Annotated in this window: 24 protein-coding genes and 1 pseudogene; 16 read left to right on the top strand and 9 right to left on the bottom strand. The window is 44.6% G+C overall.

Annotation, left to right across the window (positions count from 1 at the left end):
* Positions 1-161 precede the first annotated feature (161 nt).
* The 4 genes from ACWI_RS11570 (at position 162) to ACWI_RS11555 (ending at position 3,799) form a co-directional block, all read left to right on the top strand.
* Positions 162-968, top strand: coding sequence for a transporter substrate-binding domain-containing protein (locus tag ACWI_RS11570; RefSeq protein WP_338076041.1), 807 nt, complete (start codon positions 162-164; stop codon positions 966-968).
* Between the two features lie 160 nt (positions 969-1,128).
* Positions 1,129-1,794: an amino acid ABC transporter permease gene (locus tag ACWI_RS11565; protein WP_070371597.1), complete on the top strand. Its 666-nt coding sequence runs from the start codon at positions 1,129-1,131 to the stop codon at positions 1,792-1,794.
* Positions 1,775-2,503, top strand: a complete 729-nt coding sequence (locus ACWI_RS11560) for an amino acid ABC transporter ATP-binding protein (protein ID WP_070371596.1) — start codon at positions 1,775-1,777, stop codon at positions 2,501-2,503. Before ACWI_RS11565 ends, ACWI_RS11560 begins: the two co-directional genes overlap by 20 nt.
* A gap of 132 nt (positions 2,504-2,635) precedes the next feature.
* On the top strand, positions 2,636-3,799 hold the full coding sequence (locus ACWI_RS11555) for a hypothetical protein (RefSeq protein WP_139142361.1): 1,164 nt from the start codon (positions 2,636-2,638) through the stop codon (positions 3,797-3,799).
* Positions 3,800-3,859: 60 nt separating this feature from the next.
* Here ACWI_RS11555 and ACWI_RS11550 read toward each other — a convergent pair whose 3' ends face one another.
* Both ACWI_RS11550 and ACWI_RS11545 read right to left on the bottom strand, forming a co-directional pair.
* A complete protein-coding gene (locus ACWI_RS11550; RefSeq protein ID WP_070371594.1) occupies positions 3,860-5,098 on the bottom strand; it encodes a glycosyltransferase family 2 protein in 1,239 nt (412 codons plus the stop codon).
* Positions 5,099-5,387: 289 nt separating this feature from the next.
* Positions 5,388-5,600 carry a hypothetical protein gene (locus ACWI_RS11545; RefSeq protein ID WP_070371593.1) on the bottom strand — a complete coding sequence of 71 codons (213 nt, stop codon included), beginning with the start codon at positions 5,598-5,600 and terminating at the stop codon, positions 5,388-5,390.
* Between the two features lie 151 nt (positions 5,601-5,751).
* On the opposite strand from ACWI_RS11545, the gene ACWI_RS11540 reads away from it, so the two are divergent.
* The 6 genes from ACWI_RS11540 (at position 5,752) to ACWI_RS11515 (ending at position 12,438) form a co-directional block, all read left to right on the top strand.
* Positions 5,752-6,627 (top strand): efflux RND transporter periplasmic adaptor subunit, encoded by an 876-nt coding sequence (locus tag ACWI_RS11540; RefSeq protein WP_070371592.1) that lies wholly within the window; start codon positions 5,752-5,754, stop codon positions 6,625-6,627.
* On the top strand, positions 6,627-7,316 hold the full coding sequence (locus tag ACWI_RS11535; protein ID WP_070371591.1) for an ABC transporter ATP-binding protein: 690 nt from the start codon (positions 6,627-6,629) through the stop codon (positions 7,314-7,316). Before ACWI_RS11540 ends, ACWI_RS11535 begins: the two co-directional genes overlap by 1 nt.
* Complete coding sequence (locus ACWI_RS11530; protein WP_070371590.1) at positions 7,309-8,481, top strand: ABC transporter permease; 1,173 nt, start codon at positions 7,309-7,311, stop codon at positions 8,479-8,481. Before ACWI_RS11535 ends, ACWI_RS11530 begins: the two co-directional genes overlap by 8 nt.
* A gap of 20 nt (positions 8,482-8,501) precedes the next feature.
* Positions 8,502-9,173, top strand: a complete 672-nt coding sequence (locus ACWI_RS11525; protein ID WP_070371589.1) for a response regulator transcription factor — start codon at positions 8,502-8,504, stop codon at positions 9,171-9,173.
* A gap of 18 nt (positions 9,174-9,191) precedes the next feature.
* Entirely contained in the window at positions 9,192-10,505 is a 1,314-nt protein-coding gene (locus ACWI_RS11520; RefSeq protein WP_070371588.1) for a sensor histidine kinase, read from the top strand.
* Positions 10,506-10,749: 244 nt separating this feature from the next.
* Positions 10,750-12,438 carry an HD domain-containing phosphohydrolase gene (locus tag ACWI_RS11515; RefSeq protein ID WP_070371587.1) on the top strand — a complete coding sequence of 563 codons (1,689 nt, stop codon included), beginning with the start codon at positions 10,750-10,752 and terminating at the stop codon, positions 12,436-12,438.
* An 87-nt stretch (positions 12,439-12,525) separates the two neighbouring features.
* Here the strand turns inward: ACWI_RS11515 and ACWI_RS11510 are convergent, their stop codons facing one another.
* Genes ACWI_RS11510 through ACWI_RS11500 form a run of 3 tightly spaced genes read right to left on the bottom strand, consistent with a single transcriptional unit; the run spans position 12,526 to position 17,212 of the window.
* On the bottom strand, positions 12,526-14,457 hold the full coding sequence (locus tag ACWI_RS11510; RefSeq protein ID WP_070371586.1) for an ABC transporter ATP-binding protein: 1,932 nt from the start codon (positions 14,455-14,457) through the stop codon (positions 12,526-12,528).
* Positions 14,454-16,688: an ABC transporter ATP-binding protein gene (locus ACWI_RS11505; protein ID WP_070371585.1), complete on the bottom strand. Its 2,235-nt coding sequence runs from the start codon at positions 16,686-16,688 to the stop codon at positions 14,454-14,456. Before ACWI_RS11505 ends, ACWI_RS11510 begins: the two co-directional genes overlap by 4 nt.
* Positions 16,685-17,212, bottom strand: a complete 528-nt coding sequence (locus tag ACWI_RS11500; protein WP_070371584.1) for a MarR family winged helix-turn-helix transcriptional regulator — start codon at positions 17,210-17,212, stop codon at positions 16,685-16,687. The genes ACWI_RS11505 and ACWI_RS11500 overlap by 4 nt, the downstream gene beginning before the upstream one ends.
* A gap of 195 nt (positions 17,213-17,407) precedes the next feature.
* Here ACWI_RS11500 and ACWI_RS11495 point away from each other — a divergent pair, with 195 nt between their 5' ends.
* The 3 genes and pseudogenes from ACWI_RS11495 to ACWI_RS19045 form a co-directional block, all read left to right on the top strand.
* A complete protein-coding gene (locus ACWI_RS11495) occupies positions 17,408-18,136 on the top strand; it encodes an AzlC family ABC transporter permease (RefSeq protein WP_070371583.1) in 729 nt (242 codons plus the stop codon).
* A complete protein-coding gene (locus tag ACWI_RS11490) occupies positions 18,133-18,468 on the top strand; it encodes a branched-chain amino acid transporter permease (protein ID WP_070371582.1) in 336 nt (111 codons plus the stop codon). Before ACWI_RS11495 ends, ACWI_RS11490 begins: the two co-directional genes overlap by 4 nt.
* A 38-nt stretch (positions 18,469-18,506) precedes the next feature.
* A pseudogene (locus tag ACWI_RS19045) lies at positions 18,507-18,644 on the top strand (MerR family DNA-binding transcriptional regulator); the annotation flags it as partial.
* 203 nt (positions 18,645-18,847) lie between these two features.
* Here ACWI_RS19045 and ACWI_RS11480 read toward each other — a convergent pair.
* Positions 18,848-19,204, bottom strand: a complete 357-nt coding sequence (locus tag ACWI_RS11480) for a winged helix-turn-helix transcriptional regulator (protein ID WP_070371580.1) — start codon at positions 19,202-19,204, stop codon at positions 18,848-18,850.
* A gap of 137 nt (positions 19,205-19,341) precedes the next feature.
* Here ACWI_RS11480 and ACWI_RS11475 point away from each other — a divergent pair, with 137 nt between their 5' ends.
* Both ACWI_RS11475 and ACWI_RS11470 read left to right on the top strand, forming a co-directional pair.
* Positions 19,342-19,650, top strand: coding sequence for a pyridoxamine 5'-phosphate oxidase family protein (locus ACWI_RS11475; RefSeq protein ID WP_070371579.1), 309 nt, complete (start codon positions 19,342-19,344; stop codon positions 19,648-19,650).
* A 246-nt stretch (positions 19,651-19,896) separates the two neighbouring features.
* A complete protein-coding gene (locus tag ACWI_RS11470) occupies positions 19,897-20,373 on the top strand; it encodes an SAM-dependent methyltransferase (RefSeq protein ID WP_070371578.1) in 477 nt (158 codons plus the stop codon).
* A gap of 2 nt (positions 20,374-20,375) precedes the next feature.
* Here ACWI_RS11470 and trmB read toward each other — a convergent pair whose 3' ends face one another.
* The 3 genes from trmB to ACWI_RS11455 all read right to left on the bottom strand — a co-directional run bounded on the left by trmB (position 20,376) and on the right by ACWI_RS11455 (position 23,964).
* Positions 20,376-21,038 carry a tRNA (guanosine(46)-N7)-methyltransferase TrmB gene (gene trmB / locus ACWI_RS11465; RefSeq protein WP_070371577.1) on the bottom strand — a complete coding sequence of 221 codons (663 nt, stop codon included), beginning with the start codon at positions 21,036-21,038 and terminating at the stop codon, positions 20,376-20,378.
* A 209-nt stretch (positions 21,039-21,247) separates the two neighbouring features.
* Entirely contained in the window at positions 21,248-22,726 is a 1,479-nt protein-coding gene (gene abc-f / locus ACWI_RS11460; RefSeq protein WP_070371756.1) for a ribosomal protection-like ABC-F family protein, read from the bottom strand.
* 335 nt (positions 22,727-23,061) lie between these two features.
* On the bottom strand, positions 23,062-23,964 hold the full coding sequence (locus ACWI_RS11455) for an SPL family radical SAM protein (RefSeq protein WP_070371576.1): 903 nt from the start codon (positions 23,962-23,964) through the stop codon (positions 23,062-23,064).
* Between the two features lie 177 nt (positions 23,965-24,141).
* Between ACWI_RS11455 and ACWI_RS11450 the strand changes: the two genes are divergently transcribed.
* The gene (locus ACWI_RS11450; RefSeq protein ID WP_070371575.1) at positions 24,142-25,287 is read left to right on the top strand and encodes a transglutaminase domain-containing protein; all 1,146 of its coding nucleotides are present in this window, start codon (positions 24,142-24,144) and stop codon (positions 25,285-25,287) included.
* Positions 25,288-25,346 lie beyond the last annotated feature (59 nt).

The following is a 25,346-nucleotide window of genomic DNA, read 5'->3' as shown; positions in this document are numbered from 1 at the left end:
TACGAGCTTGGCGTACAAATGAAGTTAAGAAGTCGTCTCCATATTGATACTAAAGAATAGATTAAACCATCCTTTACTATAATCGATGGTTTTTTTTATTGCGAAGTTTTTATAAAAATGATATACTGCTACCTGTATGAAAGTGGGTGTATTGGCTAAAGATGCACCAAAACTTATTATTATTAGGAGGAAAAGAAATGAAAAGAATCGCAAAGCTTGGTGTTTTGGTAATGGTAGCGGCAATGGTATTTTCATTAGCTGCTTGTTCCAGCGGAACAAAAACTGGCAGTGATACGAAGACATATGTAATCGCTACAGACACAACCTTTAAACCATTTGAGTATGAAAATGAAAAGGGTGAACGGGTCGGAATTGATATCGATCTTTTAGCAGCAATTGCTGAAGATCAGGGTTTCGAATATGAATTAAAGGCCGTTGGGTTTGATGCTGCTCTGGGTGAAGTATCAACAGGTCAATCGGATGGGATGATCGCCGGTATGAGTATTACCGATGAACGGAAAAAAACCTTTGATTTTTCCGAACCATACTTTGACTCAGGTGTCGTAATGGCAGTATCTGCTTCAAATGACACAATTAAGTCTTATGCAGATTTAAAAGGACAAAAAGTAGCAGTTAAAACCGGAACGGAAGGGGCAACCTTTGCTGAGTCAATCAAAGATCAATATGGATTTACAACTGTTTCTTTCCCGGATTCAGCCAACATGTATGAAGATGTAAAAGCTGGAAATTCAGTTGCCTTGTTTGAAGATTATCCAGTTGTCGGCGATGCCATTGCCAGTGGTGTACCACTTAAAATGGTTACTGACATGGAAAAAGGAAGTTCTTATGGTTTCGCTGTGAAAAAAGGTCAAAATCCAGAGTTGATTGAGATGTTTAATACTGGATTGGCTAACTTGAAGGCTAATGGAAAGTATCAGGAAATCCTGGACACCTATATCAAAAAATAATCTGTTAGAAAAAACTTAACACATTATTAATTTGAAATCATCTGTCAGCATACACTTCTGGCAGATGATTTCTCTAAGTTATCTAAAAGTGTTTACTTGCGTGACTTCTTGCGTGTGAGTAAAGACTGTTGGACAACTCAAACTATTGAAGGAGGTTGACGTGAGTATTCCAGAATTAATTGTACAGTATTGGCCCCGCCTGATGGCAGGATTGGTATTAACGGTTGAAATAACAATTATTTCGCTATTTTTTGCAGGTATTTTAGGCCTTGTTTTTGGTCTCTTGTCAGTATCAAAGAAAAAAGGTTTGAGAGCAATTGCTCTGGTATATGTGGATATTGTTCGGGGAACGCCATTATTGGTACAGGCGTTTTTTATCTACTTTGGGATTCCACAGGTTTTGGGAATTCAATCAGATCCGGTAATTTCTGGGATTATCACCCTTAGCCTGAACGCTGGCGGTTATCTCGCCGAAATTTTCCGGGGCGGGATCGAGTCCATCAGCAGAGGGCAGATGGAAGCTGCCCGGAGCCTGGGTTTACCCTACGGAATGGCGATGCGGAGTGTCATTCTGCCTCAGGCAGTCAAAACGATGACACCAGCACTGATCAATCAATGCATTATTACCTTGAAAGATACATCACTCCTTTCGGTCATCGGGGTAACCGAATTAACCCAGACCGGGCGACTGATTATTGCCAATAACTTCCAATCCTTTGAGGTATGGGCGATCGTTGCGGTGATGTATTTTGTGATCATTATGATCTTATCAAAGATCTCAAAACGACTTGAAAGGAAAATGTCTTATGGGAAAAGTAAAAATTAAGAATCTCAAAAAAAGTTTTGGCGATTTAGAAGTCCTGAAGGATATTAACCTGGAAGTTAAAGAGCAGGAAGTGATTTGTATTATTGGTGCGTCTGGTTCGGGAAAGAGCACCTTATTGCGGTGTATTAATGCCCTGGAAGAAGCTAGCAGTGGAACCATTGAGGTCGATGGGAATGATATCACCAGGGCCGATGGTAATATCAACAAATATCGGCAGGATATTGGAATGGTCTTTCAGCAATTTAATCTCTTCCCGCATATGACAGTTTTGAAAAACATTACCTTTGCGCCAGTGGCCCTTAAACTTAAAACCAAAGAAGAAGCTGAAGAAACGGCACGAAAACTACTAAGAAGCGTTGATCTGGAAGAGAAGGCCAATGTTTATCCGGAACAGTTATCCGGGGGACAACAGCAACGGGTAGCGATTGCCCGGGCCTTGGCCATGAATCCGGATGTTATGCTCTTCGATGAACCCACCTCGGCCCTCGATCCTGAAATGGTTGGGGAAGTTTTAAATGTTATGAAACAGCTGGCAAAAGATGGGATGACCATGATCGTCGTTACCCATGAAATGGGCTTTGCCCGAGAAGTTGCCGATCGGGTGATCTTTATTGATGAAGGCTTTATTGTTGAGGAAGGCCCACCCAGCGAAATCTTCGGGAATCCTAAAAATCAGAGAACCATCAATTTCCTGAACAAGGTCTTGTAATGGCAATTGCAAAAACCATTAAAATAGAGTTTAAATATAAAAAACCATCTCTTTGAGGTGGTTTTTATATTTCGATGATAACGCTTTAAAATTAAGGGTATAATTGAAAAAAACGATCAGGAGGGGTAAAAAGTGATAGTAAAAGAGTGGTTTATGAATGGGTTTGACTGGATCAAAACAAAGATTATGGAGAATAAGCTGCGAACCGGAGCCTTGCTGTGCCTACTGTTGGCTCTGGCTGGCTTTTTCTTGCCATTTATGAGTGCAAAGATGAGTGCTTCTGTCACCGGGATCATGACTAATACCTTGGAAGTCATTAGTCCGGAGTATGATATGATCAATTTTTCGCTGAGTGACTTTGTACTGCAGGAACCCATTGACGAATTTGAGATCTATGGAGTGCCCCTCGGAAATATCAAAGTATTGGATCAGTCGGTGCTTGATATTTTAAGAAGTCCACTGCCTGATAAAGGCTATGTCAGTAGCATCAACGAAGCCTTAGCAAGTCCGGCGTTGGACTACCTGGTAGATCCTCAGGTTCAACAGATTGTGATAACCCGTTTTAATAATGGCGAGGCGATCAATGGGATTCTCAAAGATTTATGGAATGTCATCCAAAGTGCCCGAAACATTGCCAGCCAGGTTAATGATATCACCATTTCGGCCCGGCAGTCCATGGATCAGGTCAATGCGACCATGGCCACCATCGATTCCTATAAAGCCACAGCTAATGGCGGAATCTTGATTCTTTTCCTTGTTGTCATTGCTTTAATGGCACTGATTCTGTATAAACGGGCCAGTATTAAACTGTCAATTTTTATATCCGGGGTTCTGTCAGTGTTGTTTTTAGGAGTTGGAATTGGTACGGCTGTTGCCAATAACCGCATTAATGAACAGCTCAGTAGTCTGGCCAGTCAGGTAAATAGTGGTATTATGGAGACTTTACGGGCGATACTGACGGGTACCTTTGGCGATGTGGGAACTTTTATTGCAAACTATATCAGTGGTCAGGCAAATTTTGTGGCCCTGGCATTTACCCTGCAGTTAGAAGTCGGCTATTGGATTATTCTGCTGGGATTGTTGGGAGCTTTGGTACTATTGATTGTGCTTGCGAAAAAAGAACGGATAATCAAAGATGAAACGGAAATGGAGATAGTCCTGGACGAATCAGCATTAGCTGAAGAAATCGATGAAGCCATCGAAGCTCCGAATGATGAGCAAGTTGAGATCCGATTAGACAAAACCTCTGAAACCGAGGCAGCACAACAGCGCCAGGCGAGTGAAGAAACCGAGTGAAACGATAAAAATTAATCAGTCTAAAAAAGCAAGGATGATCCGAAGATCATCCTTGCTGGCTTATTCGACTAATTGTGAGATTTTGATGCTTTTGGTATGCTCAATCGGTTCCCAGATTTCGATTGGTTTGATAAAACATAAAACATTAATGGGAATCCAGGAAGCCAGATATAACCAGAAAGAAAAAACCGAAACATTATTAATCTGACGAATCTTTTTACCTTCCAGCCATAATACCATGGCGGTAAAGACCACACTGAAGATGACACCACCAACTGAAAAGAGGATGGCAAAGGTTAAAGCGTTGGACCAGACAGAGGTGGTGACAAAGAGCATACCCAGGATGATAAATGAACAAATGGTATAGATACAGGTCAGCACCTGCATAAAGGGGGAAACCAGAAACATTAGCATATCCAGGGCACAACGGTTTTTATCGTTGATCACGGCATCGATGAGCTGTTGGGAATACTGGTTAAAACATTGAATGGTACCAGTCGACCAACGCTTACGCTGGGACCAGGATTGATCAAAGGCAATCGGGTGCTCGTCATAGGTAATGGCTTCAGGTACCCAGGCAACCCGGTAGCCCTTAATAATGCACTGGGTGGTAAATTCGATATCTTCAGTCAGACTGAACGTTTTAAATCCTTCTTTTTTGATGACATCAGCATGCATCATAAATCCGGTACCATTTAAGGTGGCTGACCAGCCGAGTTTGTGACGGGCCAGGTTCATAAAGCGGTTTAAGGTCCAGTAAAACACGGACTGACAACCAGAAATCCAGGAATCATCCGGGTTCTTGCTGTCCCGGTAGCCTTGGGCAATTTTTTCACCTGATTCAAGAACATTATTCATGGTCGAAACAAAGTGCTTATCGACCAGATTATCAGCATCGAAAACGCAGAAAGCATCATAGATGTCATTTTCGGCAAAAATATAATCAAAAAACTGGGAAAGGGCAGCTCCTTTTGATTTGACTTCTGCTGTACAGGTCATGATTTTAGCACCATGTTCAAGGGCCACTTCTCTGGTATTGTCAGTGCAGTTATTGGGAATCACATAGACATCCATCAGTTCTTTGGGATAATCCTGCTGATGCAGACTTTCGATGAGGTTTCCAATAACCGCAGCCTCATTTCGGGCGGCAACCACCACAGCAATGCGGTTTTTGGGAGGGGAGAGGGTATATTTATTGTGTTTGGTATATCCAAATAAGCCAATTCCGAGATAATAGATACCATAAATAAAAAACGGGATACCTAAAATAAATAACAGAGTAAAAATTTGTGAAACCATCTCTCTTTAATTTCTCCTTTATATTCAGTTACATCGATCGTTTTGAGAACCGAAAACAAGTTGTGTTGTTCGGTTCAAATAACTACCTGATATAGTATAAATGCTTTTTTATCATGACACAACCACCAGGAATGATTATTCATGGTGGTTGTGTGAGTTTATGTTCGTCGTATTTAAGTTGTCTCATTTTAACATGAAACAGACTTTTTATCAAGGATAGGGACTACTTCCTGAAAACGAGATCATCAATATTTTAAGGTTATTCAAAGGTTTGTATCGGTTATTCGGCTTATATATCCTCTAAATTATCTTTGATCAGTCGAGTTCGGGGCATTTCATTTTTATGCATGTTGGCGTAATAGCCCCAAACCATTAGCAATCCAATTGGCCAAAGCAGAAGGCACCACAATAACAACCACCACTTAGAGTAATAAAAGGGTTTTTTTTCTGTGTTATCATCGGGTATCTTTTCTTCCATCATATCTAATTTATCATCTAACATTGTCACATCCTCCTTTAATTTCTTTTAGTAACATATAGATACCCAAAAACTGTAATAAACAACAAAAAATAAAATCAATGGGTTCATTTTTAATTCATATTGATTGGTTAGAATGCCGATACTAAATAAATTCAGTAAGTGGAGGATCGACGTGAAAAAAGGAAGTACAAAGAAAATTGTGATTGGTAGTATCATTGGGGTGTTGATGATTGGCGGAGGATTTTTGGGCTATCAGGTACTGGCAGATTCGGCAACGACTCAGTACACAAAAACCACCGTTACAGTGGGTAATATTATTAATGACAACCGTTTTACAGGGGTCATTGAGAGTCAGTCCCGGGAAGCGATTGTTGCGACCAGTACCCTGGAAATAAGTGAGCTATATGTCAGCGAAGGCGAACTGATTGCTGAAGACACTGATCTTTATGAACCCGTCACTGGGGATATCGTCACATCATCTGTGGCTGGAGAAGTCGCCGATATTTTTTATGAGGTCGATGATACGGTGGCTGCCGGGGAGAAAATTATGGAAATCGTTGATTTTAATAACCTTCAGTTAAGCATCAAAGTCGACGAGTATCAGTTGTCAACGCTGAGCGTTGGGGCTCCGGTTACCATTAATATTGACAGCATCGGGCGTAGTGTTCCGGGCACTGTCAGTGAAATCAGCCGGGAAGCTAAAAATGAAAATGGGGTCGCTTATTTTACTGCGATTGTAGATTTTTTAGGGGATCCGCAAATTCGCATTGGCATGAATGCAGAGGTGGTTATTGTAAAAGAGCAGGTCGAAAATGCCGTGATGGTTCCGGTGACGGCTATTTTATTTGGGGAGGATAATATGACTTATGTGCTGGTCAAGGGCGAGTCAACGGATCCCGAGCAGCGCCCGGTAACTACCGGGATTACCGATGGCATTAACATTCAAATCATCACCGGTTTAAGCGAGAATGAGGTGGTTTGTGTGCCCATCCTGGACGCCACCGAGGCAACAACCTTCCAGCGACCAGAAAGCGGCGGTGGAATCTGATGAAAGAAAAAATTCTGGAAATGAAAAATCTCGTTAAAACGTATACCATGGGTGATGAGGAGCAGGTGGTTCTAAAAGGCATTGATCTAAAAATCAATCGGGGTGATTTTTTATCGGTGCTGGGCCCATCGGGCTCGGGCAAATCCACCTTGATGAACATTATTGGTTGTCTGGATGTACCCACCAGTGGCAGCTATTATCTGTCCGGAGAACGGATTGAGGATCTGCCGGAGACGGCGCTTTCGCATATCCGTAACCGGGAAATCGGCTTTATCTTTCAGCAGTTCCAACTATTGCCCCGACTATCAGCCCAGAAAAATGTCGAGCTGCCATTGATTTATGCTGGTGTCCCGGAGAAAGAACGACAGCTCCGCAGTGCCGATATTTTAAAACGGGTGGGACTGGCCGAAAAAATGAAAAACCGGCCCAATCAGTTATCCGGCGGTCAGCAGCAGCGGGTGGCCATTGCCCGGGCGCTGGTGACTGAACCAACCATTTTGCTGGCCGATGAACCCACCGGCGCCCTGGATCAACAGACCGGTCATCAGATTATGGAACTGTTTAAAGAACTGTATCAGGAAGGAAAAACCATTGTGATGATTACCCATGATGGCGATGTCGCTAAAAATGGTAGCCGGATTGTGCGGATTGTTGATGGGAATCTCAGCGAGGGGGTATACAATGCTTAAGGAAAGTATTAAAATGGCGTTAGAAAATATCATCAGCAATAAAATGCGCTCCTTTCTCACCATGCTGGGGATTATTATCGGGGTGGGATCGGTGATTGCCCTGATTACCATTGTCTCGGGAGCGACCAGCACCGTTACCGATCAGGTGGCCTCAATGGGGGCTAATACCGTGACCATTCAGGTTCAGGGAACACCGCTGAAACAGGGACTGACCCAGGGGGATGTCACTAAAATTTCTGAGCTTTCAAATATTGAAGGAATTGCCCCGACCATTTCCGGCCAAACGACGGTGGCTTTCGACGGCAAGACCATGGATGAGATCAGCCTCCAGGGAAAAAATGATGTTTACTTTCAAAACACTGAAGATGTCATTTCGGCTGGGCGAATCATTAATCCTGTTGACACTGAAAATAAAAGCCGGGTGGCTTTAATTGGAAATGATATTGCCAACGAACTTTATGTCGGGAAAAACCCCATTGGCCAGGAAATAAAAATCGGCGGCATTACCTATCAGGTCATTGGCATCTTACAGGAATCGGACAGCTTTGCTCAGGCGGATACCAATAAGGCAGTGATGATTCCCTACACCACCGCTATGGGGGTCGTTGGCGCCAAGTACATTAACAGCTTGACTGTTTACATTGCTGATGAGGCTCTGGCGGACACGACCACCCGGCAAATTGAAGGGGTTTTAACCAAAGCTTTTAACGGTGATGATGATGGCTACTCGATTGTAAACATGCAGAGTATTCTAGAGACCATAGCAGAAATGACCAGTATTCTGTCGATGATGCTGGGTGGCATCGCCTCAATTTCGCTGGTCGTCGGGGGGATTGGAATTATGAACATGATGCTGGTTTCGGTCACTGAACGAACCAGTGAAATCGGCTTGCGCAAGGCCCTGGGAGCAGAGCCGAAGCAGATTCAGCTCCAGTTTCTAATTGAATCAGTGGTGCTTTGTCTGATTGGTGGCATCATTGGCTTTGGGCTGGGAGTAAGCCTGGCCTGGGTCGTGGCCAACCTGATTGGAACCAGTTTTGCTCTGACGGCTTCCACCGTTTTGTTGGCCATCGGCTTTTCGGCTGCCATCGGCGTTGTTTTTGGCTTCATGCCAGCCCGCAAGGCGTCCCGTCTCAACCCGATTGATGCCCTGCGCAGTATTTAGGAGAAAAACAGGAGAAAAAAATGTTTCGTATTTTGATTTGCGAGGATGACAACCATATTCGCCGACTGTTTCGGGATGTTCTGGAAAAAGAAGGTTATTCGGTGTTTGAAGCGATTGATGGCGTTATGGCCTTGGATGCACTGGAAAAAAACCACATTGATCTGTTGATCACCGATGTGATGATGCCCCACATGGATGGGCATGCCTTAACCAAAACCCTGCGGGACGGCGGCCTGGAGCTGCCGATCCTGATGATCACCGCCCGGGAAAGCATCGATGATAAGAAAACCGGTTTTCAAGCGGGAACCGATGATTATATGGTTAAGCCAGTGGACATGGATGAAATGCTGCTGCGGGTCTTTGCCTTATTACGGCGGGCTAAAATTGCCAATGAACAGCGGCTGGTGGTGGGAAAAACAGTGCTGGATTATGAAGCCTTGACCTTAAGCATCGGGGATGAAACCATCACCCTCCCCAAAAAAGAGTTTCTGTTGCTGTTTAAACTATTGTCGGCACCGAACCGGATTTTTACCCGGGCTCAGATTATGGATGAAATATGGGGCTATGAAAGTGAAAGTGATCACCGCACGGTGGATGTTCATATCAAACGGTTACGGGAAAAACTGGAACACAATCAGGATTTCGAAATCATCACCGTTAAGGGCCTGGGATATAAGTCCCGGGTTTTATAGTGGAGACTAAGGAGTTATATGAAAAATAAAATTTTTCATTCAATTTATACAAAATTTCTGGTGACCTTTTTAGGGGTGCTTTTTTTCTCCTCGACCCTCACCTTTGGCGTGATTTACTGGTCACAACTGGGCAATATTCTCGAACAGCTCCGGGTAGAACTGGTCAATCAGGCCCAGGCAGTTCAGATTCTTAATCAGGAAAAGTTGGGGGATGATGTCATTGTCAATTTATATAGCCAGGGCATTGTGGTGTCCCGGATTGTTGCCAGCTTGGATGAAGTGGGGGTAACCTTAACCGATGCGGAGCAAAAAAAAATCGAAGCCGGGGAGATCGTCTATCTGAATACCCACCAGGCCCAGGATTTACCAATGGCATTGGGAAAACTGGCGGATGGCTATGTGGTCAGTCGGCCGAATCTGGAAAAAAATCAAATTGCTGGCTTTATGGAACTTCAGCGCACCACCATGCTGGTCACCTTGTTGATCGGATCGGTGCTGATTGTCATTGCGGTTGCGATGATTGCCAGACCGATTAAAGCGGTTTCTGAGGCTACAAAAAAAGTGGCCAATGGTGACTTTGATGTCAGGCTAACGGTTAGAGGAAAGGATGAACTGGCCGTGCTGGCGCAAAATTTTAATATCATGACGGCTGCCCTTTCCCGTAATGACTATATCCATCGAGATTTTGTCAGTAACGTGTCCCATGAGTTTAAAACCCCCATCGCTTCGATTAAAGGCTTTGGCAAGCTTTTAAAAGATCCCGATCTTTTGGAAACCCAGCGGCAGGAATATATTGATATTATTGTCGACGAAAGTGACCGGCTATGGAAACTATCAGCTAATGTGTTAAAACTCTCGGAGCTGGAGAATGGGGTTCTGGGTTTGAGAAAAGAAGCCTTTGCCCTGGATGAAGCCATCCGGCGGGTGATCTTGCTGCTACAGGAAAAGTGGGAAGCTAAAAATATCGATTTGGATATCCAGTTGGATGATACAATCTACCAGGGTGATCCCGAGCTGATGGCGATGGTTATTATCAATCTGTTGACCAATGCCATTAACCATAGCCCGACAGCTGGTCACATCAGCATTGCGCTGCACAAAACCGCCAAAGAAGTGGTTATCGAAATAGCCGATACCGGAAAGGGTATCGCTAAGGAAGACCAGAAAAAGATCTTTGATCGCTTTTATAAGGCCGATCAATCCCGCAGTACGCCTGGAACCGGTCTGGGACTCACCATTTCCCAGCGGATTGTGACGCTTCACGGGGGCACCATCGGGGTGGAGAGTGAGCCGGGAAAAGGCAGTCGTTTTTTGGTCAGACTGCCTCAATAAACAGTCACATATCAGTCAGTCCTCGATGCCTAAGTAGACGTTCCAACGGCTTTGCTGTTGAAACAGTTTGCTTAAAGGTCGGAGACTGGCTTTTTTACGTTGTCAGCAGCAGCAAAAAAGGTCAGAAAGACAGCTCTTTTTAAGATGCGCAGGGATTTAGTAATAAATTCTATTGAAGTTCACAAAAAAATAATATATCATGAAATTAGTTTTATTTCGATTACAATAAAGGATGTTGGCTGATATGACAATCTATGATTCGCTGTTTCTTTTATATTCCATTGGACTGGTTATTTCAATCATCTGTATTATCGGTGTGGCGCTTCAAAAACCGTCCGATGAGCAGAAGCTGATGCTCCTGATTGCTTTTTTTGCGTTTTTAATATCGCTGGGATATTGGTTGGGGATTCAGGCCAATTCGGCCGAAGCCATCATAATTGCTTACAAACTGATGTATTTGGGTGGCTGTAGTCTTTATTTTCTGTTCGTCCTGTTTTTTGTCCGTTATTATAAGATTAAGGCACCAATCCTTTTTTTTCCGCTCTTTGGCCTGCTTTGTCTGCTGTTAATTGGGGCGATCCTGACGATGGATCTGCACCACTGGTTTTATCAGAGCTATGCCTTTGTTTATAAAACCGGTGTGCCGGTGCTGCTTAAAGAATATGGCATTCTTCATACCATCTACATGATCATGGAAGCAGCTGTGGTCGTGGGGCTGATTGTGGTGGTGATCGATCAAAGTCGCAAACGGAAAGACAAGGAATGGTGGGAGCCATTGCTTCTGGTGGCGGTACCTTTAATTCCGGCAGCTATTCATCTGAGCAAATTATATCTGCCAATTCAAATTGAGATAGCAGCCATTGGCATTTTGATTTCCGAGCTCTTATTGATTGTGCTGATCTATCGACTCAAGATTTATGATATCAACGATACCGCCAAACAATTGATCATTGATTCGATGGATGATGCCATCATCGTGGTTGATCACAATTACCAGTACAAAGAAGTCAATGAACAGGCCATTGTACTGTTTCCGGATTTTGCCAAAGCCAAAAAAGACACCGGTCTGGCGGAGATCTCCCCGGATCTCGATCAGATCCTCAGAGCGCAAGAAACCAGTTTATGCTATCGTGAAAGCCGGATTTATGAACCGCGGATCAGAACGATCCGCCGCAACAGCCAGATCCGCGGCTATGTGATCTGGTATCAGGATGTCACGGAAGCGGAAAAACGCAAAGAACTGATCCTTAATTACCAACAAGATCTACAGCAGGAAGTGGTGCAGAAAACCGCCCAAATCAAAGAGATTCAGGAACAGGTCATCATCAGTTTTGCCAATATTATCGAAATCCGGGATACCATCACCGGGGAACATGTCCGCCGAACCAGTCTTTACGCCGAAAAAATTGCGGCAGTACTGCTTCAAAATGGCGATTATCCGGAGACCGTTAATGAACACTTTATCCGGCTGCTCTATGCGGCGGCACCGCTGCATGATGTGGGGAAAATTATGGTTTCTGACAGTATCTTGAATAAGCCGGGAAAACTGACAGAAGCAGAATGGATACTGATGAAAAAACATGCCGAAAATGGACAGAAGATTTTAGAAAATGCCCTGTCAAAAATTGATGATGTAGATTATTATAAGATGGTTTGCGAGGTTGCCAGGTACCATCATGAGCGCTGGATTGGCGGGGGCTATCCGGATGCTTTATCGGGCGAAGCGATTCCTCTGAGCGCCCGGATTATGGCCATTGCCGATGTCTTTGATGCCCTGACGTCGGCTCGGCCCTATAAAGAGATCTATGATTTTGATACGGCCTTTGACATTATCAAAAACGAACGGGGCCTGCAATTTGATCCGATCCTGGTTGATGCATTTTTGTCAATTCGCAAAGAAATCGAAGCGATTGCGATTGATCAGGGAAACTAAAAAACGTTACATTAAAACAGGGAGCTGTTCGGATCGGTATGTCGACCCGGACAGCTCCCTGTTATTTGAAAGAATCGGTGCGATGAATTAGCTAAGCATCGGAGTAACCGCCAATAAATCTTCAGCCAATTCATTTTCCAGCTCCTCCGCTTTTTCAAACTGCGAATTATAAAGCTTGGCATAGAAGCCATTTTCAGCCAGCAGATCGGCATGGTTGCCCTGTTCCACAATATCCCCTTCATTCATTACCAGAATCAGGTCGGCATTTTTAATGGTCGATAAGCGATGGGCGATGACAAAGCTGGTTCGTCCTTCCATCAGGTTATCCATGGCTTTCTGAATCAGCACTTCAGTACGGGTATCCACCGAGCTGGTGGCTTCATCAAGAATCAGGATTTTCGGATCAGCTAAAATGGCCCGGGCAATGGTCAAAAGCTGTTTCTGACCCTGAGAGACATTGCTGGCTTCTTCATTTAAGCACATGTTATAGCCATCCGGTAGAGTGTGGACAAAATAGTCCACTTGAGCGGCTTTGGCCGCCGCTTCAACCTCGGCATCAGTGGCATCGAGACGACCGTATTTGATATTGTCCCGGATGCTGGCATTGTAAAGCCAGGTATCCTGGAGGACCATCCCAAAGAGGCTACGCAGATCACCCCGGCTGAAGTCCACAATATTGTGGCCGTCCACCAGGATGGCCCCGGATTCGACATCGTAAAAACGCATCAGCAGTTTGACAATGGTGGTTTTGCCGGCGCCGGTAGGGCCAACAATGGCGACCTTCTGACCCTCTTTAATGTGGGCCGAAAAGTCTTTGATAACCGGTTTATCGGGATGATAACCAAAGTTCACGTGGTCGAAGTCGACCTGACCGGAAACGCTTGCCAGATCAAACGCCGTAGTGCTTTCTTCCACTTCTTCCGCTTCATCCAGAAAGGCGAAGACCCGTTCGGCGGCAGCGGTGGTTTGTTGCAGAATGTTTGAGATATTGGCAATCTGCATAATCGGCTGGGTAAACTGGCGGACATATTGGATAAAAGCCTGGATATCCCCAACGCTTAAGCGACCATTCACGGCCAGATAACCGCCGAGAATACAAACCGCCACATAGCCCAGGTTACCAATAAAATTCATCATTGGCATCATCAGTCCCGATAAAAACTGGGACTTCCAGGCTGAGCTGTAAAGGGTGGTGTTATAATGGTCAAAGGTTTCAAAAGAAGCTTCTTCGCCGTTAAAAGCCTTAACCACGTTGTGACCACCGTACATTTCTTCGACATGGCCGTTAATGTGGCCCAGATAGGTTTGCTGTTCACTGAAATGTGGCTGGGATTTTTTAACAATGTTTACCACCACCACAAATGAGATCGGTACGATCAACAGCGCCACAATGGTCATTTGCCAGCTGATCGAAAACATCATGATCAGTATACCCACCAGAGTAGCTACTGAGGTAATGATTTGGGTGACGCTCTGGTTCAGGGTCTGATTGACCGTTTCAATATCGTTGGTCAGAAAGGACAGCACTTCGCCATAGCTGGTTTTGTCAAAATATTTAAAGGGCAGACGATTAATTTTGGCAAAAATATTGCGTCGCAGTTCATAGGTGACTTTCATCGAAATGCCGGTCATGATATAGCCCTGGATATAGGAAAACAGCGCCGCAATGACGTAGAGTCCAAGGAGCAGTAGCAGAATCTGACTGATGTAGCCAAAGTCGATGCCCTTGCCATTATCGGCAATTAGATTCATAACCCCTTCAAAAAGAGCCGTGGTGGCATTACCCAGAATTTTTGGTCCAACAATCATAAAGACCGTCGAGGCAACGGCGAAGATCAGCACAAAGAAGAGTCTGATTTTATAGACCGACAGATAAGAGGCCAGTTTTTTAAGGCTACCCTTAAAATCCTTGGCTTTTTCGCCGGGCATCATGCCAGCGGGGCCACCGGGGCCCCGGCCCATTCCGCCGCCGCCCATGGGGCCGCGTTTTGGTGTTTTGAGATTATTTTGATCGCTCATATGTTTAGTTCCTCCTCTGATAATTGTGAGGATGCAATTTCCTGGTAGGTGGCACAGCTTTTTAAAAGTTCGTGATGGGTGCCCTTGCCAACGATTCGGCCATGATCCAGAACGATGATTTGTTCCGCATGCATAATGGTGTTGATTCGTTGGGCGACAATCAGCACCGTACTGTTACCGGTGTATTCTTTTAAAGCCCGGCGCAGCGCCACATCGGTTTTATAATCCAAAGCCGAGAAGCTATCATCAAAAATATAGATATCCGGTTTGCGCACCAGCGCCCGGGCAATTGATAATCGTTGCTTCTGACCGCCGGAAACATTGCTGCCACCCTGGGCGATTTCCCGCTCTAAACCATCAGGACTGCCTTCGATAAAGTCGGCGGCCTGAGCAACCTGAGCCGCAAGGGCCAGATCGTCATCACTGGCATTTTGATTGCCATAGCGCAGATTAGAAGCGATCGTACCCGAAAAAAGCACCCCTTTTTGGGGAATGTAACCAATTTTTTCCCGCAGATCATGTTGGGTAACCTCCCGGATGTCCAGACCATCGATTTTGACCGCACCCTCAGTCACATCAAAGAAGCGGGGGATCAGATTGATCAGGGTTGATTTACCCGAACCGGTTGACCCGATAAAAGCGGTGGTTTCGCCGGGGTTAGCTGCGAAGCTGATATCATGAAGGACATCTTCCTCAGCGCCTTCATAGCGGAACGAGACGTGGTCAAATTCGAGGGTTGTTTGGGCGTTCATCGGCAGTTCTTTGGGGGTAGCCGGATCGACAATGCTGGGTTTAACCGCCAACACTTCCTGAATCCGATCGCCGGAAACGGCGGCCCGGGGAATCATGATAAACATCATCGACATCATCAGGAAGGAGAAGATAATCTGCATGGTGTACTGCATAAAGGCCATCATATCACCAACCTGCATGGCGGCATCAGCGATTTGTTGGGCTCCGACCCAGACAACCAGGAGGGTCACACCATTCATGATAAACATCATGGTTGGCATCATAAAGACCATCACCCGGTTGACAAAGAGATTATTGGCAGTGGTGTCCCTATTGACCGCATCAAAACGGTTTTCTTCAAATTTCTGGTTGCCGAAAGCGCGGATGACCATCAAGCCGGTCAGGCTTTCCCGGGTGACCAGATTCAGTTTATCAACCAGTTTCTGAATCAGTTTGAAACGGGGCATGGCAACGGTAAAAACGACCCCAATAAGGAGCATGATCGCCACGACAGCGACAACGATAATCCAACCCATCGAGGTGGTTCGGCGCAGTGCCATAATAATCCCGCCAATGGCCAAAATCGGTGAATAGATGAGAATCCGGATGCCCATAATCAGCATCGTCTGGATTTGGGTGATGTCATTGGTGTTTCGGGTGATTAGTGAGGCGGTTGAGAATTGATCAAATTCGGTATTAGAGAAGCACTGGACTTTTCGAAAAACATCCTGGCGGAGGTTTTGGGAAACCCCGGCAGCGGTGCGGGCTGAAAAGAAGCCGATTAAAATTGATGCCAGAGCGGCAATTAACGATAACAGCAGCATCAGTGCACCAATTTTTAAGATATAAAGATTTTGTATGGCACCAACATCGACACCCAGTTCAATATAGAATTGTTTGGTGAATTGAACGGCGGTTTGAATTTGCATCGATTCCGGCGTTTGGGCAGCTTGGTCCCGGGCTTCATCAAAGATTGATGAAGGCAACTGCGTCAGCATTGGCAGAGCTGCATAAATCTGGGTAAAATCCAGGTCCGTCATGCTTTCGGAGGCGCTGGCATCGGCGGCTCCGGTATCCAGCGAACGCATGTAATTAATAAATGTCCAGGTAGCTTCGCCAAAAATGGGATCCAGCGTGGCAAAGGTTTCCGCAGTCGGATCGGTCAGCACATAGATACTCTCGGTTTCCAATGCCGGAAATTTTTCCAGGGTGCTCTCATAATTGGGATTACTGGTATCCTCCGGGTTCATCAGCAGATAGTTATCGGCTACCGTTTGCTGATCATCCGCAGTCATAAAGGTTGTCATCAGGGTATAGCCGTCTTCACTGATGGCTTCCGGGGTGGCATGCTCGATCCCGTTTTGCTGGATGCCGACATTGACAATATCGGACATGTAGTTGGGCAGATTCAAATCGGATATCGCTTGCACAAAAAGCAGCACCAGGGTAATGAACAGCACCCCCAGATAGGGTTTTAAATAGCGTGAAAGCTTGATCATGTTGTTTTCCTTTCTGATTGGTCTTTTTGTTTCAGACCGCATTGTTTTTGATCAATCTGATCAAAGGCGACCGCTAATTTGTCTAATAAACGCACCAGCGCCTGGGCATCTTCTTCACCCAGCAGGGTGGCGGCTTCATCATAGATTTGGAAGCAGGATTTTGATACATCGGTTTCCAGCTGACGGCCTGCGGCAGTGAGGTTTACATAAACCAGACGGCGATCCTTGCTGGAAGCAATTCGTTCCACATAGCCATGTTTTTCCAATGTTGAGATGGTTTGAGAAACGCCAGGCATGGAAATGGCGGTTTCCCGACTGAGCTGGGAAATTTTAACCCCGGGGGCCAGCGGAAGATTATTAGTCAGGGCTGATTTTTGTTCTTCTTCATACATTTTTTTAAGGGTTTTTAACATAAAAAACTCATGGGGTTTGAGATCCTGCATAAATTCTTTATGAATCCGCCCCATGCTTGATTTTTTAATGCGATGAAATGCCTTAAAAAGATCGTGTCCATTTAAATTCAATGATAACTCCTTTCGCAGATTAATGATTAACTGAGATAACAGTTAATCACCATAATAGTTAATTTACTTAAGTAAACATATTATAAACAAAGAGCAGAATTATGCAAGGTAAAAAACTTTTGAAAAGCATTAACACAAAAATTTATGCTATAATAGTTCAATAACTTAAGGAAAATTAAGATAAGGAGCAGAAAATTGAATACAACCAAGAAAAAAGAAGCATTTAAAGAGACGTTAAAGTTTGCTTTCATCCAAACTGTGCCGGTACTTTTCGGCTATGTTTTCATGGGCATCGCCTTCGGCATTCTGCTGGAAAAAGCCGGATACAATTTCATCTGGGCATTCTTTATCAGTCTGATTATATACGCCGGTTCGATGCAATTTGTATTAATTGGATTACTGGGTGGCGGAATGGGATTATTGTCGTTGATCGTCCTGACCCTGTCGGTACAAAGCCGTCATATTTTTTATGGATTATCCTTTATTGAGAAATTCAAAGCAATGGGAAAATGGGGCTGGTATATGATTTTTTCGCTGACTGACGAAACCTATTCGCTACTTTGTGGGATGAATATTCCCAAGGAACTGAATGAAAAACAGGTGTTTTTTACGGTAGCGGCCCTGGATCAGAGCTACTGGATTATTGGCTGTACCCTTGGGGCAGTCATCGGCAGCTTCATCGGCTTTGATACTACCGGCATTGATTTTGCCATGACGGCTCTGTTTGTGGTAATTTTTATTGAGCAGTGGTACAGTTATCAATCCCATTTACCGGCCCTGCTGGGGACGATTTGTGGGGTGGCATCGCTTGTTATCTTTGGTCCTGGCGCTTTTATTCTGCCAGCGCTGATTGCGGCGGTATGCTTGTTGCTGGTTTTTAAAAACAGCATTAAAATCGGCGAGAATCAGGAGGTGTGTCAATGAGTACAGAATTTTTAACGCCGTTATTGGTAATTCTGGTGGTGGCCGCATGCACCTTCCTGACCCGCTTTCTGCCCTTTGCCCTGTTTGGCGGGGGGAAGGAAGTACCCGCTCTGGTTAAAACCCTGGGTGATCTGCTCCCACCGGCGGTGATTGCCATTCTGGTGGTTTATTGTTTAAAAGGCGTCAGTGTGATGGTGGCACCCCATGGTTTTCCCGAGTTTATTGCGGTTGCCATTGTGGCGCTGCTGCACATTTGGAAGCGTAATAATCTGCTTAGTATTGGCGGGGGAACGCTGGTCTACATGGTGTTGATCCAAATGGTGTTTGTATAGATAGTCACCAGAATCAAAGCAGATGATAAGAGGTAGAAATGTTTAAAATTGGTGAGTTTTCTAAGCTAACCCAGGTATCGATTCGGATGCTCCGTTATTATGACGAAAATAATTTGTTAAAACCGGCGAAGACGGATCCTTATAGTGGCTATCGCCTGTATTCGGTGGAGCAAATTCCGCCGAAAATATTGCCGGGGTCTATCGTTCACTGGCCTATTGGCTGACTGAGCATGGTGGGTTTAGAATGAAAGGAAATAACCGACAGATTTGTCACCGGGGGCCCTGGAATGAGGAAAACCCGGCTCATTACCTGACCGAAATTCAGATTGGATTGGAAAAAGCAAATTAAAACATGGGAGATAGTATTATAGATTTTTAATCAGTTTTTTATGTCCTTGCCCCATGCAGAAAGACTTCCCAGAATCGGAATAAGACGATTCGTGTTTTTGGTTAATTCATACTCGACTCTTAAGGGCATTTCGTTGTATTGTGTGCGGAGGATGAGACCATCCGCTTCGAGTTCCTTCAGTGAGGAAGCGAGCATGGTGTTGGTTACGCCTTTAATTTTTTTTCTTAACGCATTATAACGTGTCGGCCCGTCGTTATACAGTGCACACAGGATGGGAATCTTCCATTTACCCCCAATAATTTCAAGAGCAGCTGAAAGTGGGCATTTTTCTTGGCATGGGCAGATGTTCCCGGAACATAATGAAGTTTTGTTTTCAGAGATAGTCATTTTTTTCTTATCTACTTTCTATTTTCGTATTTGATCATATTTTTTTGCGTAGTTTACAAGCATTTAGGTTGGTACTATAATTGTATCAGGTAGTAATTACGGAGTCAATTGCTATACTAAACTTTGGAGGAATTAAAATGGTTATTGATGAAGAAATGAAAAGTGTTATCGAAAACTCGGCGTTCCTGACAATTGTAACAATGTGTCCCGATGGTAGCCCACACCCAATTATTGTTGGTGGTGGTACAGTTGAAGGGGACACTGTTTCGGTGGGCGTCTATGCAATGAAGGTTACGCAGGAAAATATCAAGAAAAACGACTGTGCGATGTTGCTGGCAGCTCAAAAATTTGAAGGAGGAGCCAAAGGTTGTCGTTTTACCGGCAGTGCAAAAGTTATTGACGGGAAATTTGTATTTACGGCAACAAAGGCTGAAGCCCTTATTTAAATCAATAAGAATAAAACCGCTATTAAAAAACCACTGATTATGTGAGACATTGAGAGTCTTTGTAATCAGTGGTTTTTAATTGGACACTAATATTAATGCATTTTTCAGGATGAAAGAGATTTTGATTAAGTTTAGCAGAGGTACTTTCTTTTAATTATATAATTATGATTCTTATTGACTCTCACATGGTGTCAGGGTCTATGATAAAGGTATAAAAAATGTTGATACAATCATGGAGGTAAACAAATGAAACAAGGCTACGTCAAACCAATTGGCACTATTCGTGTTCAGGGGGAGGAGATCTTTATTGAACTGGAAGAGGCCTATCGAGAAGGGCTAGAAGGACTGGACGGGTTCTCACACATCAATGTTTTCTGGTGGTTCAGTGAGTTTGATAATGAAGCGGCCAGGAAGGTTATTTCTGGCCCCCAGCCCTATAAACAGGCCCCGGCGGTGATGGGCGTATTTGCCACCCGATCACCAATTCGGCCCAATCCCATTGCATTAACCCCGGTTTCGGTGCTGGAAATCGATTATCAAAAAGGGATCATCCGGATTCCCTACATTGACGCCAATGATGGCACCCCGGTGCTGGATCTCAAACCCTATACTCCCAGCCTGGATCGGGTTGAGAATCCTTTAGTGCCGCATTGGTGTGAGCATTGGCCCAAAAGTGTGGAAGCATCTGGTGATTTTGATTGGGCGGCGGAGTTTAATTTTTAAGTTTAGAACGAAGCTAAGCTGGCAATCAAAAATTTTATCTTAATCCCCTGTTCACTAAACATTTTTTCATGTTCGGTTTCAATATTATCCGGATAGTCCGAGGCGTGAAGATCACGGATCAAGGTTGTGATGGTAAAACCAGTGGATTCAAAATACTTGATGGAATCCCGAAACAACTCATCGCTGTCGGTTTTAAAATAAATCTCGCCATTTTCAGCTAAGAGTTTTTTATACTTTTCCAGCTGTTTAGTGTGCGTCAGCCGTTTTTTATGAAAGCGGCGGCGGGGCCAGGGATTGCAGAAATTTATGTAGATCCGCTCGACCCCATCCTCGGGAGCAAGGATCATGTCGATCCGTTCAATATTCCAGGACATAATCTGGACATTGTCAATGGCCTGGTTCGCATCAGCGTAGGCCGCCTGAATATTACGTTTGGTTAAACCCAGAACGGCGTCAATCAGATCAATGGCCAGATAGTTGATCTCCGGATGGCGGCTTCCAAGCTCTGCAATAAAGGTTCCTTTTCCGCAGCCCAATTCAATATGAAGGGGCTGCTTTTTTTTAAATAAGTGGTGCCATTGGCCGTGGTGATCTGGGGGATAGGCTTGAAAAAAGCCACAGGCTTCCAGCTCCGGGCGGGCCCAGGGTTTTGGTCGTAGATGCATGAGTTACTCCTTTTGGTAAATTGTTTATAGGTAATTGAGAAACTGCCGTGAGCTTCGGGACCAGTTTCGCACGAAACAATTTTTACACTGTACGGCGGACAGTTCGCTGAACTGTTCGCCTACACGTTACAAAATTGTTTGTGGAAACTGGACCCAAAGCAACCATTGTTCAGTGTTTTTTTCATTTAGCAATTACCAATAAATTGTTTTTATAGTTTGATAATTTTTGTCGCCACATGGTCAATGAAGGATCGGTCATGCTCCACAAAGATCATCGTTGGCGGGTTTTGTAGCAAAAGCTCTTCAATCTGCAACCGGGAGAGGACGTCGATATAATTAAGTGGTTCGTCCCATAAATATAAGTGGGCTGATTGACAAAGGCTGCGGGCTAAATAGACTTTCTTTTTTTGCCCCTCACTAAAGCTAGTCAGGTTTTTCTCAAATTGCTCCCGGTTAAATCCCAGCTTTCGCAAAATGGTTTTAAAGAGACTTTCGTCAATCCCTTGGCAGCGGGAAAAATCACGAAGATCACCGGTTGGTAAGTCGGTGTCTTGCGGAATATGCGATAGCTGCAGCTGACTGCCCAGCTCCAGATTGCCGGAAAAGCTGATTGGCTGGCCCAGTAGCAGTTTAAGCAAACTGGATTTTCCCGTCCCGTTGGGACCGATAATAGCAATCCGGTCGCCCTGGTTGATCGTAAAACTTAAATCGTTCAGAATGGGGCGGTCATCATAGTAAAGGGACAGGTGGTTGGCCGAAATCAGCCGCTCTTTTTGATAAGCCCGGGGCCGGATCTTGAGACTGTCGTTCCAGTCGATATTTTTCATTAACTTTTCTTTTGACTCAATATTCTTTTGCTGACGCTTTTCCAGCGATTTGGAGCGTTTCATCATTTTCGCAGACTGATGACCAATATGGCCCCGATCCGGGCGAAGGCCGGAAACCCGTTGTCCGTTTTTTGACTTCTCAACGGCATTCGACCAATTTTCGGTGCGTTTGGCAGCGGTTTTTAATTGATCGATTTCCTGTTTGAGTTTTTTATTTTGATTGCATTCAAACTGATCCTGACGCTGTTTATTAAGAAGCCAGCTGGAATAGTTGCCTTTTTGAATCTCAATGTTCATTTTGTTAATCGACAAGACGTGATCGACGCAATTATCCAGGAAGGTGCGGTCGTGGGAAACCAGAATAAAACCCGGTTTCTTTTTCAAATACTGACTGACAACACGTCGACCTTCCAGATCGAGATGATTGGTCGGCTCATCAATTAAGAGAAATTGATTTGGTTTTAAAAATAAGGCCGCCAGTAATACCTTGGTTTGCTCGCCCCGGCTCAGGCTGCTAAATGGCCGCTCCAGCAGCGCTGCATCCAGGTTCAGTAGCGACAGCTCCCGCTGCAGTTCCCAGAGCGGGTAATCAGGATAAATCTCATCGACAAGAGTGCGAGTCAGTTGGGAAGAGTTCTTGATTGCAAAAGGAAAATATTCAAAATCGACCGCTGCGGCGATCACGCCGCTATAGTCATAAAGACCCATCAGAAGTTTTAAAAAGGTCGTTTTGCCGCGACCATTACGGCCGATAAAACCCAGTTTCCAGTTTGTGTCGATGGTAAAGGAAACATCTTCAAAAATATTTTCGCAACTGCTTTCGTAGTTAAAGCTTAAATGTGATATGGAAATTTGTGACATCATTGTACCTCTCTTGCCAAGCCAGATAACAGTAGCTTGGACACATAAAAAACCGCAAGAAAATTATCCTGCGGCTCAATGATGGGCAGCCCAAAAAATCCATAAATAAGGAGTTGATGGTGCTAGAGAGGCAGTGCTTTTCTTGTAATTCTCTTGCTTAAGCGCACCAAAACAAGCGGTTTAACCGCAGGTTTTGAAAACACTTTCCAATTGTTTCTTAGCAAGATAAATTACGCATCCTCTTTACTCCTTTTTGTAGTCTGATTACAGTCTAACATCTTTTTTAAAAGAATTCAATCCCAAACCGGGTGATTAGTATCTATTGCCGGATATAATTAGGGCGTTAAAAAGGAAACCTGTTCTTCTGATGGCGGATAGACCTTCAGCTTTTCTTTAATCGGTTTGCTGTAGCTATTGGATAGACCAAAGGACTGACGCAGGGGATTGAGTCGGCCATAGAGTTCGTCTTTATATTCTTTGGGAGCGCCGCCTTTTTTGTAGAGCTTCCACAGGGTATCGTATTTTTCGGGATAGTTGGTTTTAATGAAGTCAAAAAAGGCTGGCTTGGTGGCTCCCCGCAGATACAGGGCGCCGGGCAGCACATAATCGATACCGGCATCCTGGCCGGCGGCAAACAAAGCCGAAAGGGTCTCGGAATCATCGGTCAGCGTGGGAATAATCGGCATCAGATGGTGACCGATGGAGGCATTGGTTTTTTTAAATTGTTTGAGCATTGCAAAACGGGCAGAACTGGAGGCAGCGCCGGGCTCGATTTTTTTTCGGACAGCTTCATCTAAAGTCGTCACCGTGGCGGCAACATTGATATAGGTAATCCGGGACAATTGGTCAATCAGGTCATAATCCCGGAGCACTAGGTCTGATTTGGTGGAGATAATCGCCGGGGTCTTATATTTGATCAGGAGCTTTAATATTTCCGGCATCAGCCGGTACTGGGCTTCCGCTGGTTGATAGCTGTCGGTAACGCCGCCAATATTGATGATTTCCCGTTTCCAGTTTGGCGAGGCGAGTTGTTTTTCCAGTACGTCGACGATATTGGTCTTGACCGAAATGTTGGTTGTGAAATCAGTAAGGCCGCTAAAACCATGGGTTCCCATGGCATAGCAGTAGCTGCAGCCATGGCTGCAGCCCTTAAAAATATTTAAATCCCAGCCATAGGGAGTTTTTCGCTTCAATTCATGCAGAGCCGTTGTGCAGGTGATTGGGTGATACGTTGGCATAGTAGCCTCCTTAAGATTTCTTTATCCTTACTTAAGTATAGGTCATAAAAGTTTAGGGTGTCCATAAGAATTTGTGGTAAAATTATTTACTGTTTGGCATAAATCTCGGGATAATAAATGCAGATGTTTAAAATAAAGGGTAATAAAGAAAAGAGATCACACAAGGGGGCAACAGGCATGAGCAATCATAACGGAAGAAAAGTAGTTGCAGTCATCATTATTTCAATGCTAATTATTTTACTGGTAGCAGCCGGGGCCTATCTGGCTTTGGAAGATCTGGTTGGCGGCATGGATATCCAGTCATTTTTTGAGGATAGTCAAGCTCAGCAGAATGAAGAAATCGCCGCCAGTCAGCAACAGGCCTTTGATGGCTATGCCTTTCTGGAGGATAATGAAAAACAGGCCTATGCCAGAGTTGTTGGTATGCTCACCGATTTTGAAACCGAGGTGAAAGTCAGTGGGGTCAATACCGAAGAAATCGAGCGGGTTCTGGCGGCCATCGATTATGACTATCCGGAAATATTTTGGGCCGGGGAGTTTTCCTATTATTTTGATGAGGGCAATCAGAAGGTCAGCAAGGTGATGGTTGAATATCCCTACGATGAAGCCGAGAAAGAAAGACGGCAGACCGAAATTGAAGCGGCTTTTCAGGAATACAGCAGGGGTATAAAAAGCGGCATGAGCGACTATGACAAAGTCAAATATGCCTATGAATATGTAATCAAAAACACCATCTATCAGGAAGACCTTGAGGATGATCAAAACATCTACAGCGTCTTCGGGAAAAAGGGCTCAGTCTGTGCGGGTTATTCCAAAGCGATACAATATCTGTTAAAGCGAACTGGGATTGAGTGCTCCTATGTGGCCGGTGAGGCCATTGGCCAGGGGGCCCATGCCTGGAACCTGGTGCGGGTTGATGGGGAGTATTATTACCTGGATGCCACCTGGGGGGAGTTTAACATTGCTGATAACGCTGAGCCGGAAAAGAGCATCTTCTATGACTATTTCTGTGTCACCACGGCGGAATTGCTTAAATCGCATCATCCCGATCAGACCTTGATTGCCTACCCGGAGTTTACCGCTACGGCAGCCAATTATTTTGTCAAAGAAAATAAGCTCTATGACCTCAACAAAAAAAGCGAGGAAAACCGCTTTGTCAGCGATCTGGAAGTAGCCCTGAATACCGGAGAAAAGTATTTCCATTATGCCATAACCGACGCCAATACCATCGGCGCTGCTGAAGATCTGATGGATGATGTGCTGGGATCCTATTACTGGTTTTCCAGTGAGGACAGTTTATCAAATACGATTGAGCTTTATTAAAGTGGAAACACGTTTTGTGTTGTCAAAAAGCCCCATTCTGATTTTTCAGAATGGGGCTT

Source organism: Acetobacterium wieringae, assembly GCF_001766835.1.
Classification (GTDB): domain Bacteria; phylum Bacillota; class Clostridia; order Eubacteriales; family Eubacteriaceae; genus Acetobacterium; species Acetobacterium wieringae.
This window is presented reverse-complemented; position numbering and strand designations above follow the sequence as displayed.